Raw genomic sequence first — 13,006 nt, forward strand, 5'->3', positions numbered from 1 at the left:
TCAGCCCCAGATGGCGCGATCGAGGTCGTGGTCGAGACCGAAGGCGCTCATCGGCACCCGGCCGTCCTTCACGGTGACGCCTTCGGCCTTGAGGCGCCGGCATTGCTCGCGATATCCCTGCGTCCCCGCAGGGATTCCGATCCGTCCGTCCGCCCGGAGCACGCGATGCCAGGGAAGGTCGAGCCGATTGGGCGCGTCGCCCAGCACCCGGCCGATCAGGCGCGCGCGTCCCGGATAGCCGGCCCGCGCGGCGATAGCCCCGTAGCTCGCCACCCGGCCACGTGGAATGGCTGCCACCGCTTCGATGATCCGCGTCGCCCGCAGCGTGCGGGCCTCGTCGTCGTCGAGTTCATCCGTCATGGTCGTTTCGTGCATGCCTGGAAACGGCGGGGAGCGTACCATCGACCCTCCCCAGAGACGGAATTTCCCCCAGCGATGCGACACTTCGAGGCAATCCGATCCCACGTCGGCGGCGTGCACAAACTCCGCCAGAACGAGCCCTATGTCATCAGTTTCGACCTGGAGCTGCCGGACGGACGCCATCAGGGCATCTACCTGGCTGAGCTGGAAGATTCGGAAGGTCTGCGCTTCCTGCGCCTGTCGACCCCGATCGGCCCGCTGGCGGGGGTGGACGCACGTCGCTGCCTTCGCTTCAACTGGGAACAGCGTACGGGTTACCTCGCCGAGGCAGATCTCGACGGCTCGCCCTACCTGCATCTTTGCGAGAACCGGCCCTACGACTACCTGGACGAGCGGGAGCTCGCCCGGTTGATCGAAGAACTCGGTGCCACCGGCGACCAGCTCGAGCAGGTCGTCAACGGCGAAGCCGACGCCCTCTGAGACTCAGAGAAACAGCCGGCTGAGCTTGACCAGGCCATAGCCGATGCCCGCCGTGATCGGCAGGGTAAGAATCCAGGCCCAGACCATCCGCTCGACCACGGACCAGCGGATGGCATTCCAGCGCTTGGCCGCGCCCACGCCCATGATCGACGCCGACACGTTGTGGGTGGTCGAGACCGGGACACCGAGCAGCGACGCGGTGAGGATCACCGCCGCCGAACTGCCTTCTGCCGCGAAACCGTTGATCGGGTGCAGCTTGACCATCTTGTGGCCGAGCGTCTTGATGATGCGCCAGCCACCGCCCGCGGTACCGGCGGCCATGGTCAGCGCGCAGACGACCTTGACCCACACCGGGATCGGGAAGCCACCGGGCGCTGCCGGGTCGTGCGGAATGCGCAGGAAATGAAGGATGGTCGGCAGGTGGTCGAAGTGACCGGCCGCCGTGGCGCCAGCGAGGGCAAGGGCGATGATGCCCATGCTCTTCTGCGCATCGTTCATGCCGTGGGACAGACCCATCGCGCTGGCCGAGACGATCTGCGCCTTGCCGAAGAAGCTGTTCACGAACGGGGTACGACCGAAACGGCGCAACGGGCCTTTCCGGCTCGAGAAGAAGCCGAGCAGCGCGTACAGGCCACCCATCAGCGCGTAGCCGATGACGAAGCCGAGGAAAGGCGAGACGATCATCGGCAGGATGACCTTGGGCATGACGCCCTTGCCCAGCCACCAGTGCGCCCCACCCTGCCACCAGATGATCGAATGCAGGTTGCCGTCCGACGCGGCAAGCGCCGCGCCACACAAGCCGCCGACCAGGGCGTGGCTGGAACTGGACGGCAGGCCCATCCACCATGTGATCAGGTTCCAGATGGTGGCGCCAAGTAGCGCGCTGATCAGCAGCTGCGAGCCCACGTCGACCACGCCGGTATCGATCAGGCCCGAGGCGATCGTCGCCGCCACGGCAGTGCCCCACAGAGCGCCGGCCAGGTTGGTGACCGCCGCCAGCAGGACCGCCTGGCCCGGCGTGAGGACCTTGGTTGCCACCACGGTGGCGATGGAGTTCGCCGTATCGTGGAAGCCGTTGATATAGGTGAACGCGAGGGCGATCAGGACGACCGCGATGACCATGCTCATGGGAACGCCGCCCTCAGGAGTTCTTGAGCACGATGGAATAGACGACGTTGCCTACGTCACGGCACTTGTCGACCGCCTTTTCCACCAGCTCGAACAGGTCCTTGGCAAGAATGGCGCGCAGCGGGTCGGTACCCTCCGCGTAGAGCGTGCGGTAGGGATCGAGCAGGAGACGGTCGGCTTCCGACTCCAGGGCCTGCAGCTGGTCGCGCAGCTTCTTGACCGGGTCGATTTTCAGGCCATGGCGCAGCTGGCCAATCATGGCGACCACGACCTCGGCCGAGCGCTCGAGCAGGGCCGCGCGCTGGCCGAAATCGATGCCCTGAAGACGCTCGGCGACGATCACGTAGCGTTCGGCGAACTTCTCGATGGACTTGGGAATCTTGTACAGCGCGGAGTTCAGCGCCTCGATGTCTTCGCGATCCAGGGCGGTCACGAAGGTGTTGACCAGTTCCTCGCCGATCTGGCCGTGCAAGGCCTTCTCGCGAGCCCGGGCGGTGCTGAAGGCGGCCATGATCGGGGTACGGTCGGTCTGGGTGACCAGTTCGTGCATCGCCTTGGCACTTTCACGCGCGGCCTCGGCGCTGGCCTCGAGCAGGCCATAGAACTTGTCGCCCTTACCGAACATCGTCTGGAGTGAAAACATGGGGTCGCCTGGAGGAACCTGGGGGATTTGTGACCGCAATGTTACCGGATAAGGAAATGTGGAAGCCGATTCATCGGCGATCAGGACATGTAGGAGCCGCTTCAGCGGCGATCAGGACATGTGGGAGCCGCTTCAGCGGCGATCAGCACATGTAGGAGCCGCTTCAGCGGCGAAAAGCCAACAGAGCGGGGAAGCCGGATTCCCCACGCCCCAAATCCCCCCGGTCTGATATATATCCCCCCAATGCTCTCCGAAATCCTGCTCGTCCTCGTCCTTTCCCTCGGCAACGCGTTCTTCGCGCTGTCCGAGATGTCCGTCGTGGCCTCCCGCAAGAGCCGCCTGAAACAGATGGCACGAACCAGTCGCCGCGCGGGGGTGGCGCTGCGCCTTGCCGAATCCCCCGAGCGCTTCCTGTCGACCGTGCAGGTCGGCATGACCCTGATCATCCTGGTCACCGGTGCCGTGGCCGGCGACACCCTGGGCGCGCAGTTCACCGCCCTGTTCCACGACGGCGAACCCGCCTGGCTGGAACCGTACGCCAAGATCATCGGCTGGCTGCTCGGCTTCCTGCTGATGTCGCTGGTCCAGATCGTCATCGGCGAACTGGTGCCCAAACGAGCGGCGCTGACAGCGCCGGAGCGGATCGCCTCGCAGATCGCCGTGCCCATGCTCGTCGTATCCCGCCTTTTTTTGCCCATGGTCTGGCTGCTCAACCACCTCTCCAGCGGCATCCTCCATGTACTTCGCCTGCGCCGCGGTGACGCTTCGGCAGCTACGGAAGAAGAGATTCGCCTGCTCGTGGCCGAGAGCGCGGAACAAGGCATCCTCGACCTGGACGAACGCAACATGGTCAACCGCGTGCTGCGGCTGGGCGACCGCACCGTGGGCTCGGTGATGACGCCGCGCATGAAGATCGCCTGGCTCGACATGAACGCTCCGCAGGAAGACAACCTCGAGGTACTCCGCGAGACCCCCTTCTCGCGCTACCCGGTCTTCCGCCGCGACGAAAGCGACGTGGTCGGCACCGTCGAGGTGAAGTCCCTCTTCAGCTCGATGCAACAGGGCGAAGTCGACCTCTTCAGGCACATCGCCAGACCGCTCTTCGTCCCGGCGACGGCGCGCGCCCTCGATCTCCTGGAATCCTTTCGCGATGCCGACACCCAGCTAGCCCTGGCCGTCGACGAATACGGCGACATCGAGGGCCTGGTCACCCTCAACGACCTCCTTTCGGCCGTCGTCGGTGCCACCGCGCCCTCGACCGAAGACGCCACGCACGACGGCCCCATCGTCCGCCGCGAGGACGGCAGCTGGCTTGTCGACGGCGCACTGCCCGCCGACGACCTGCGCGAACTACTCCAGATCGATCGCCTGCCGAACGAGGAAGAACACGACTTCCGCACCGCGGCCGGCATGGTCACGACGAACTTCGGCCACATCCCTCGCGCCGGCGAATCCTTCGTCTGGCAGGGCATCCGTTTCGAAGTCGTCGACATGGATGGCGCCCGCATCGACAAGCTGCTGGTCAGCGTCGTCGGCGAGAACGAGGCGCTCGTCCAGGAGTGACAAAGCGGACAGCCCCAAGGGCTTTGCGCCTCGCGGCTTCCCAGAAGCATCGCCGCTGAAGCGGCTCCCACATTAGAAGCATGAGCCCACGTAGCGGGCTATCCGCATCAGTCTTTCTTGTGTGCGATCCCGGCCATGCGCTGGGCGTCGGCGAGGATGCCGTGGAGGATGCGGAGTTCGCGGAGCTCGGGGCGGGCGCGGAGGAAGAGCTTGCGCAGCTTCAACATGATCGTCACCGACGACCGGCCCTTGTGGAACTCGATCTCGTCCAGGGTCTGGCCCAGGTGGGTGAAGAAGCGCTCCATCTGCTCGGCGTCGGCCGGGATCTCGTCGGGATCGACGGCCGTCTCCGCAGCCAGTGCCTCCGGTGCCGTCACCTCATCGGCCAGCAGGGCCGAACGAAGCTCGTAGGCCACGACCTGCACCGCCTGCGAGAGGTTCAGCGAGCTGAAATCGTCCACGCTGGGGATGCGGATCATCGCATGGCATCGCGACAGCTCGTCGTTCTCCAGGCCGGTACGTTCATTGCCGAAGACCAGGGCGACCTGCTCGCCCCGGCGAGCGGCGGCGATGGCCTGGGCCACGCCTTCGCGAGGGTCCAGCTCCGGGATGTTGACCCCGCGGCGGCGCGCCGAGAGGCCCAGGGCAAACGTAGTTCCGGCGAGGCCCGCCACCAGATCGTCCTGCACGGAAGCCTGGCCGAGGACATCGTCGGCACCCGCGGCCAGCGCCGTGGCTTCCGGGTCGGGGAAGCGATGCGGTGCCACCAGGGTCAGCCGGTCGAAGCCCATGGTGCGCATGGCACGGGCTGCGGAGCCGATATTTCCCGAATGCGAGGTGCGGACGAGGACGAAACGGAGGCGGTCGTTGAGCTCGGAAAGGGCCATGGCGTCGGGAGGCTGAACGGGAGGACCGGAAAGTCTACAACGGCAATGACTTGGGTGAGCCGCAAGGCGGTGTTAAACTGCCCGACCGACGCGGCTCGACCGCGCTCACCTGTTCTTTTACCAAGTCGATCCCCATGCCCAGACCCGCCGTCAACGTTGCGGCGCGCGCCGCGCGCTCCGCAGGAAACATCATCCTGCGCTACATGAATCGCCTCGAAGGCCTCGCGGTCGTCGAAAAGCAGCGCATGGACTTCGCTTCGGAAGTCGATCGCCTCGCCGAAGCCGAGATCGTGAAAGAACTTCGCCGGGCCTACCCCACCCACGCCATTCTTGGCGAAGAGTCGGGGCAGATCGGCAAGGGACCGCTGACCTGGGTCATCGACCCGCTCGACGGCACGCACAACTACCTGCGTGGCATCCCCCACTTCTGCGTCTCCATTGCCCTGGTCGAGAAGGGTGAGCCGGTCTACGGCGTGGTGTTCGACCCCCTGCGCGATGAGCTCTTCACCGCCAGCAAGGGTGATGGCGCCTATCTCAACGATCGCCGCATCCGCGTGGGCAAGCGCGAAGGTCTCTCCGGGGCACTTATCGCCACCGGTTATCCCTACCGCGCCCGCAACCACCTGGAGCCGCAGCTCGCGATGACCGCCGCCCTGCTGGCCGAGGCCGAAGACATCCGTCGCATGGGCTCGGCCGCGCTGGACCTGGCTTACGTGGCCTCGGGCCGCGTCGACGGCTTCTTCGAGCCGGCCCTGAACATCTGGGATATCGCTGCGGGCGCCCTGCTCGTGCGTGAAGCCGGCGGCGTCTATGGCGATTTCGCCGGACGCGAGGGCCTGCCCGAGAGCGGCAACATCGTCGCCGGCAACCACAAGGTGGCCGCTGCGATGACCGAGGTGATCAAGGCCAACGCCACGGCGCGCCTGCTCGGGGTCTGACTCAGGCAGCAGTGTAGGCAATCGCTTCAAACATTACCGGCGCCTGCCTACAGGCGCCGGTTTGTTATGCGTCTAATCTGTCGTTGCGAACCGGACGTTCGCTCGCTCTGCACCGACACAAGGACGACATGCCATGACAAGAAACCCCCGCGCCCGCCGCGGCCTCAGCCTGACGATCGCCATGGGCGCCCTCGCCCTCGCCGCCAATGCAACGGCCGGCATCCAGACCATGATCGTCACCTCCGACCCACAGTACCCGTGGACGGACCTCACCGACGCCCACGTCACCCAGAGTGACAGCGCACGCGACAGCCGCTCGGAAGCGCTGATCACCGAGCAATACCTCAGCATCGCTGCGTATCGCGCGGCACGACCCGGCACGGACATCCCCGTCTTCATCAACGGTGATCTCACCGCTTATGGGCACGGCCACCAGCGCGCCGTCATGGCGCGACTGCTGACGATTCTCGGCGACAACGTGCATCTGGGCCTTGGCAACCACGACTACGAGAACAACATCCGCAAGGAGAATGGCTCGGGTTGCTACAACAACGGCTGCGCCCGCGACAGCATCGGTGACCTCGTCAGGCACGTCACCAGCAAGGCCGGCAAGATCTCGTTCGACTTCTCCGTCATCCCGGGTGTGTTCCGTACGGTCTATGAGGGAAGCCTGGCCTACGCCGTCGACGCGCCGGGCCTCGATCGCGTGCTGAGCATCCAGCTCAACAACTTCCCGAACTACGAGGTCAGCTTCGAGACGAATGAAGGCGTTGGTGCCGGACGCTACGACATCAGCTCGTCCCTGCCCTGGTTACGCCACCTCATCGAGAACAAGCTGGAGAAGCCCCGGTATGGCGACTGGAAAGATCGCGACCACGACTTCGGCATCGTCCACATGCATGATCCGAAGGAGCTCTACGGCGACTTCGCGCGGATGGTCATCAACGCCGACATCGCGGCCATCTTTGCTGGCCACCTGCACGAGCAGATGGGCCGCTATGGCGAGGTCGGGAGCGTACCGGTGTACCTGAGTGGGTCGGCGTCACAACGGACGTATCTCATCGTCGAACACGACACCGATGAAGGCATGCTTCACGTGTACGGTGTCCGCAATAACGATCCCGAGCAGAAGCAGCTGATCGATACCGTTCCCGTCCACCGCAACCGCTAACGCGTGGGAGCCGATTCATCGGCGATGCTTCCTGTGGGAGCCGCTTCAGCGGCGATCCCCGCGCAGCGGGCCAGGTGCCGGCAAGCACCCATCGCCGCTGAAGCGGCTCCCACAGGGAAAGCGAGAAGGAAGTCAGTCGTTTCTGAGCAGGTTGCGCAAGAAGGGAACGGTGACGCGTCGCTGGGCGGCGAGCGACGCGCGGTCCAGGGTGTCGAGCAGGTCCAGCAAGGCACCGAGGTCGCGCGCGTGATGCGCGAACAGCCAGTCGAGCACGGTGTCGTCGAGCTCGATGCCGCGGCCGGCGGCATGGTCGCGAAGCACCTGGCGACGTTCCACGTCCGCCAGTGGCTTCAGCAACGCCTGCGTCAACGAACCGAGGCGTGAACGAAGATCCGGCAGCGCGATGTCCAGCGACACCGGCGCACCCACGGCCGCGAACAACAGCGTGCAGCCGTCGGCGCGATAGCGATTGAACGTGTCGAACAGCGCGTGCTCGGCCTCGGCTTCGCCGGCAATCGAGTCGACGTCGTCGATCGCCAGCACGTCGCTACCAGCCATGCCGCGGATGGCCGCTGCACGCGAGCCACGCAGGCCGGCCAGCGGCAGGTACTGGGCCGTGCGACCGGCATCGATTGCCGCCTGGCAGGCGGCTATGAGCAGATGGGTGCGACCGCTACCGATGGGCCCCGCCACGAAAACCCAGGGCGCCGACGCGTCAGTAGCAGCGGCTTGCACCGCCTCCACCGCCACCGCGTTTTCGCCAGCGTGGAAGTGCTCGAAGCGCTGGCGGCGGGGCCAGCGCAGTGCGAGGGGAAGCTGGGTCGTCATGGACCGCCGTCGCCTGGAATGGTGGGGCGCACCGGCTTGACGCGGACATCCACGTCGACATCGACATCGATGCGCTCCGGCTCCGCTGGGGCAGCCGGCTCCATGTAGAGATCGCTCTCGCGGTAACGCGCGAAGACGTAGCGCATCAGCACCACGACGACCGACGCGGCCGGCAGTGCAAGCAGCACGCCGAGGAAGCCGAACAAGTGGCCACCCGCGAGCACGGCGAAGATCACCGCCACCGGGTGCAGACCGATCTTGCCGCCAACCAGGCGCGGCACCAGCACGTAGCCTTCGAGCAACTGGCCGACGGTGAAGACCACCGCCACCAGGATCACGTGGGTCCAGTCGCCGTATTGCACGAGCGCGGCGATCATGGCGGCTACGAAGCCGATCATGAAGCCGAGATACGGCACGAAGCTGAGCAGGCCGGCGACCATGCCGATGAGCGGGCCGATCGAGATGCCGCATAAGGTCAGGCCGATACCGTAGAACAGGCCGAGCGCCAGCATCACCAGCAACTGGCCGCGAACGAAGGCACCAAGCACCTGGTCCGACTCACGCGACAGGCGCACCACGGTCGGCTCGATGGAACGCGGCAGCAGGCGCTGGATGTGCGCGATCATCGTGTCCCAGTCGCGCAGCAGGTAGAACGCGACCACCGGGATCAGCACGAGGTTGGTCAACCACATGACGATGCCCATGCCGGACTGCGACACCTTGGCCACCGCGGTAGCCAGCACGCTGCTGACCGAGCCGATGTGCTCCTTGATGGTCGCGATCAGCCGATCGCTGTCGAAGACGTCCGCGTCCAGGTGCAGGCGTTGCTGGATCCACGGCAGCGCCGTGCTCTTGGCCCACTCCACGTAGCGCGGAAGATTCTCGGCCAGGTTCTCGAACTGATGCTGGATCAGCGGAACCAGCAGCAGGAGCGTCCCGATGAAGATCAGTGCGATGACGGTAAAGACGATGCTGACCGCCCACGTCCGCCCCATGCCCAGGCGCTGCAGTCGATCAGCGAGCGGATCACCCAGGTAGGCGAGCATCGCGGCGACGGCGAACGGCATGAGCACCGGCGCGAGCAGCCAGATCACGAAGATGATGACGGCGGCGATGGCGAGCATCTGCCAGCGGCGCGAGGTGTCGTGAGTCATGCGATTCCAGTTTCGGCATAGGGGTGACGCCGCCATCGTCCCGTGGCGGTAGTGACGCCATTGTCGCGGATCAGGGGATCCAGCGAACGGCGAGGTCGGCGCCGTCGTGCGCATCGGCGGCAAGAACATGGCCACCGGAGGCATAAGCGGCGACCAGGCGGGCCAAGGGCGCGGTGGCGCTCACGTTGAGCAGGACCCCGTCCGAGGTGGCGCCGATGGGAGCGACCGTCTTTACCGAGGGGTCGTTCTGGAAGGTCGACAGCAGGCTCGCGTAGTCAGCGGCCGAGCGCAGGCCCGACACCCATACCTTGCCACTGGAGCTGCCACCCTGGGTCGCCGCGAACTGACGATCGAGCTTGTCGGCCATGGCGTTGGCGCCATTGGAGAGCAGCGCCGCACGCGCCTCGCCGCTGTCTTTCCAGCTCGACGTCCGCCCTGCCGAGACGAGCGTCCAGTCGGTCTGGTCGCCACCGACCTTGCCGATCAGGATCACGGCGGTGTTGTACTGCCGCGCCACGGTGGCGATCGCCCCGGCGTCTCCGGCGGCGATAGCGTTGGCGTCCAGGGTGGAATCCGGCTTCGGCACGACGATCTGGTAGCCGCGGGTGTCGGCCATCTGCGCCAGCGGGAGCAGGTCCTGCTGACCGAGCAGCTTGCCGCTGGCATCGTGGGCGATGACGAGCACCGGGGCTTTCGGTGCCGCTGCCGCGGCGTCGCCGACGGCCAGCACGCGACGGATCGCGCCGGGATCGAAGACGATTTCAAGACTCAGGGGAGCGCCATTCGCGCCACCCGTACGGGCGTACTGGTACTGCTGCACCAGGCCGCCGGGCTGCTTGATGGCTTCCGCATAACCTGGCTTCGCCCGGGGATCCGCACCGTTCGACGCCCGGGCGAGCACCTGGGTCAGTCCGTTGGCGAAGGCCTGGTCACGTACGGCGGCGCTGGTATCGGCCACGGGCACCGTCACCGAATAAATCGCGGTCTGCGCCGCCACCGTGCCGACGAAAGACAGCAGGAAGAGCATGAGGAACGCGAGGAGACGGGCTGGGCGCATGGGTTTGGCGTCGCTTTGTGAAGACAGGGAGTCTGCCCAAACCTTGCCATGCCGTCCATCGAGACGGCGTGCAGGGCAAGGCCGTGGGGCCGCTTGCTGTTATCATGCACGGTTTCCAATACGCGCCGGAATCGCTTATGTCCTCCGACCAGGGCTCTCTTACCTACCGCGACGCGGGTGTCGATATCGACGCCGGCAACGCCCTCGTCGAACGCATCAAGCCGATGGTCAAGCGGACCTTCCGTCCCGAAGTCATGGGCGGGCTTGGCGGCTTCGGCGGCCTGTTCGACCTGTCCGGCCGTTATAAGGAGCCGGTGCTGGTCTCGGGCACCGACGGCGTGGGCACCAAGCTCAAGCTGGCCCAGATCCTCGGCCGTCACGACACGATCGGCATCGACCTGGTCGGCATGTGCGTCAACGACGTGCTGGTGCAGGGCGCCGAGCCACTGTTCTTCCTGGACTACTTCGCCACCGGCAAGCTCGACATCGACACCGCCGCTTCGGTCATCAGCGGCATCGCCCGCGGCTGTGAGCTGGCGGGCTGCGCGCTGATCGGCGGCGAAACCGCCGAGATGCCGGACATGTACCCACCGGGCGAGTACGACCTCGCCGGCTTCACCGTCGGCGCGGTGGAAAAGTCGGCCATGAACGACGGTTCGTCCATCGTCGCCGGCGACGTCATTCTCGGTGTAGCCGCCTCCGGCCCGCATTCCAACGGCTACTCGCTGATTCGCAAGATCCTCGAGCGCGCCGGCTCGCCCCTCGACCTCGATCTCGATGGCGTGAAGCTGGGTGACGCACTGATGGCGCCCACCACCATCTACGTGAAGCCGATCCTCGACCTGCTGACGAAGGTGGACGTGCACGGCATGGCCCACGTGACCGGTGGCGGCCTGAAGGAAAACATCATCCGCGTGGTGCCCGACGGCCTCGGCCTGAGCATTGACGCCTCCTCGTGGGAGCTGCCGCCGGTGTTCCAGTGGCTGCAGCGCGAGGGCAACGTCGCCCGCGAAGAAATGTGGCGCACCTTCAACTGCGGCATCGGTTTCACCGTGCTGCTTGCACAGGCGCAGGTGGAAGCGGCGAAGGCCGCTCTCGCCGCCCACGGCCTCGCCTCCTGGGCGATCGGCTCGGTCGTCGCCGCCAGCGGCGACGAGCGCGTCCACATCGCCTGATCCGCTCCGTGGATCGACCCCTGCGTGTCGCCGCGCTCGCTTCCGGGCGCGGCAGTAATCTCGCCGCGCTGATCGAAGCGCGGCTGCCGATCGAGTTCGTGCTGGTGGGCAGCGATAAGGCCTCGGCGGGAGCCCTCGCCGTTGCCGCCGCCGCGAACATCCCTACGATTTTCCTCAACCCTCGCGACTACCCCACTCGTGCCGATTTCGACCGTGCGCTGTTCGGGCGAGTGGCTGATGCCGGCGCCGACCTCCTGGTACTTGCCGGCTTCATGCGCATCATCGATGCCAGCGTGGTGGCCGACTGGGAAGGCCGCGCCATCAACGTGCATCCCTCGCTGTTGCCGAAGTATCGCGGCCTGCACACGCATCGCCGCTGTCTCGAAGCCGGCGACGCCGAACACGGCGCCAGCGTGCATTACGTCACTGCCGAACTGGATGGCGGCCCGGTCGTGGCCCAGGCGCGCATTGCCGTTGGCCCGGGTGACACCGAGGCCTCGCTTGCAGCCAGGCTGTTGGTGCAGGAACACCGCTTGCTACCGGCCGTCGTCAACGCGATCGCCACCGGCCGCCTGGCCTGGGAAGGGAAGGCCATGTTCGAGGGCCACGCGCTGGCAAACCCGCTGGACATAGCCGCGCTCCTATAGGAGCCGCTCCAGCCGCGATCCCGCTCTCTGTGGGAGCCGCTTCAGCGGCGATCCCGTTTTCTGTAGGAGCCGCTTCAGCGGCGATAACCAGGTGGCCGCAAGCCCCCTTCGCCGATCAATCGGCTCCCACAGAAGCATGGCCGACGCATCGGCTGCTACCGAGCGGGGGGTGCGGCGCTTATTGCCCCACATTCAGCCACCGCCATTAAACTCGGTTACATGAAGACGACTCCCCTGCTCCGCGCCGGCCTTGCGCTGGCTCTCGCCCTGCCCGCCGCCACATTCGCCGCTGACGTGCCGCAGTCCTTCACCGCCACGTATCACGTGCTCCAGGGCGGCGATCCGCTCGGCGACGCGACGATCACGCTCAAGTCCGTCGGCAATGGCCAGTTCGAATACAGCAACCAGACCAAGGGCACGGGTGGTCTCGCGGCCGCCGTGGGCGCCAACGTGAGCGAAGTCTCGCGCTTCGCCTGGTCCGGCAAGGTGCCGGCCGCGATCAGCTACCACTACCAGCTGGATTCCTCATTCAAGAGCAAGACCCGTGACCTGACCATCCAGGGCAACACGGTCCAGGTGCAGGACACCAAGAAGAGCTTCTCGTACGCGGCCGTGCCGAACATGGTGGAGCGCAACACGCTGCCGCTGGCACTCGGCGTCGCGCTGGCCGCGGGCCAGCAGCAGGTCACCTTCCCGGTCGCGGTCAAGCAGGCCGTGGAAAACCAGTCGTTCAAGGTGTCGGGCAAGGAGAAGATCACGGTGCCGGCCGGCTCGTTCGAAGCGCAACGTGTCGACCGCTCCGACCAGGCCGCCACCTTCAGCGCCTGGTACGTGCCGGCAAAGTATCCGGTACCGGTGAAGCTCGCCCAGAAAGACGGCGGCGACCTGACACTGGAGCTGGTGAGCTACAGCGCGAGGTAAGCCGCGCGCGTGCGGAGCCGCATAGTGTGTGGGAGCCACTTAGTGTCGGAGCCG

Annotated in this window: 14 protein-coding genes; 7 read left to right on the forward strand and 7 right to left on the reverse strand. The window is 66.1% G+C overall.

The window, feature by feature from the left end; translation table 11 throughout:
- Nucleotides 1–360 (reverse strand): MGMT family protein, encoded by a 360-nt coding sequence (locus ACVWWJ_RS18865; protein WP_456969054.1) that lies wholly within the window; start codon nt 358–360, stop codon nt 1–3.
- Between the two features lie 75 nt (nt 361–435).
- Here ACVWWJ_RS18865 and ACVWWJ_RS18870 point away from each other — a divergent pair, with 75 nt between their 5' ends.
- A complete protein-coding gene (locus ACVWWJ_RS18870) occupies nt 436–840 on the forward strand; it encodes a hypothetical protein (RefSeq protein ID WP_159895457.1) in 405 nt (134 codons plus the stop codon).
- A gap of 3 nt (nt 841–843) precedes the next feature.
- Here ACVWWJ_RS18870 and ACVWWJ_RS18875 read toward each other — a convergent pair whose 3' ends face one another.
- A complete protein-coding gene (locus ACVWWJ_RS18875) occupies nt 844–1,968 on the reverse strand; it encodes an inorganic phosphate transporter (RefSeq protein WP_159895459.1) in 1,125 nt (374 codons plus the stop codon).
- A 13-nt stretch (nt 1,969–1,981) separates the two neighbouring features.
- On the reverse strand, nt 1,982–2,611 hold the full coding sequence (locus tag ACVWWJ_RS18880) for a DUF47 domain-containing protein (RefSeq protein WP_456969055.1): 630 nt from the start codon (nt 2,609–2,611) through the stop codon (nt 1,982–1,984).
- 243 nt (nt 2,612–2,854) lie between these two features.
- Between ACVWWJ_RS18880 and ACVWWJ_RS18885 the strand changes: the two genes are divergently transcribed.
- Nucleotides 2,855–4,174, forward strand: coding sequence for a hemolysin family protein (locus ACVWWJ_RS18885; protein WP_456969056.1), 1,320 nt, complete (start codon nt 2,855–2,857; stop codon nt 4,172–4,174).
- Nucleotides 4,175–4,281: 107 nt separating this feature from the next.
- On the opposite strand, the gene ACVWWJ_RS18890 is transcribed toward ACVWWJ_RS18885, so the two are convergent.
- On the reverse strand, nt 4,282–5,061 hold the full coding sequence (locus ACVWWJ_RS18890) for an RNA methyltransferase (RefSeq protein ID WP_456969057.1): 780 nt from the start codon (nt 5,059–5,061) through the stop codon (nt 4,282–4,284).
- Nucleotides 5,062–5,195: 134 nt separating this feature from the next.
- Here ACVWWJ_RS18890 and ACVWWJ_RS18895 point away from each other — a divergent pair, with 134 nt between their 5' ends.
- Both ACVWWJ_RS18895 and ACVWWJ_RS18900 read left to right on the forward strand, forming a co-directional pair.
- The gene (locus tag ACVWWJ_RS18895) at nt 5,196–5,999 is read left to right on the forward strand and encodes an inositol monophosphatase family protein (RefSeq protein ID WP_159895467.1); all 804 of its coding nucleotides are present in this window, start codon (nt 5,196–5,198) and stop codon (nt 5,997–5,999) included.
- Nucleotides 6,000–6,132: 133 nt separating this feature from the next.
- Entirely contained in the window at nt 6,133–7,170 is a 1,038-nt protein-coding gene (locus ACVWWJ_RS18900) for a metallophosphoesterase (protein ID WP_456969058.1), read from the forward strand.
- A gap of 132 nt (nt 7,171–7,302) precedes the next feature.
- Here the strand turns inward: ACVWWJ_RS18900 and hda are convergent, their stop codons facing one another.
- The 3 genes from hda to ACVWWJ_RS18915 form a co-directional block, all read right to left on the reverse strand.
- Nucleotides 7,303–7,998, reverse strand: coding sequence for a DnaA regulatory inactivator Hda (gene hda / locus ACVWWJ_RS18905; protein ID WP_456969059.1), 696 nt, complete (start codon nt 7,996–7,998; stop codon nt 7,303–7,305).
- Entirely contained in the window at nt 7,995–9,152 is a 1,158-nt protein-coding gene (locus tag ACVWWJ_RS18910; protein ID WP_159895473.1) for an AI-2E family transporter, read from the reverse strand. Before ACVWWJ_RS18910 ends, hda begins: the two co-directional genes overlap by 4 nt.
- Before the next feature lie 70 nt (nt 9,153–9,222).
- On the reverse strand, nt 9,223–10,209 hold the full coding sequence (locus ACVWWJ_RS18915; RefSeq protein WP_456969060.1) for a DUF2066 domain-containing protein: 987 nt from the start codon (nt 10,207–10,209) through the stop codon (nt 9,223–9,225).
- A 137-nt stretch (nt 10,210–10,346) separates the two neighbouring features.
- On the opposite strand from ACVWWJ_RS18915, the gene purM reads away from it, so the two are divergent.
- From purM to ACVWWJ_RS18930, 3 genes are all read left to right on the forward strand, one after another.
- Nucleotides 10,347–11,384, forward strand: coding sequence for a phosphoribosylformylglycinamidine cyclo-ligase (gene purM, locus ACVWWJ_RS18920; RefSeq protein ID WP_456969061.1), 1,038 nt, complete (start codon nt 10,347–10,349; stop codon nt 11,382–11,384).
- An 8-nt stretch (nt 11,385–11,392) separates the two neighbouring features.
- The gene (gene purN, locus ACVWWJ_RS18925; RefSeq protein WP_456969062.1) at nt 11,393–12,031 is read left to right on the forward strand and encodes a phosphoribosylglycinamide formyltransferase; all 639 of its coding nucleotides are present in this window, start codon (nt 11,393–11,395) and stop codon (nt 12,029–12,031) included.
- Nucleotides 12,032–12,250: 219 nt separating this feature from the next.
- Entirely contained in the window at nt 12,251–12,952 is a 702-nt protein-coding gene (locus tag ACVWWJ_RS18930; RefSeq protein ID WP_456969063.1) for a DUF3108 domain-containing protein, read from the forward strand.
- The last annotated feature ends 54 nt before the right edge of the window (nt 12,953–13,006 follow it).

It is taken from the genome of Luteibacter sp. HA06 (assembly GCF_054061215.1).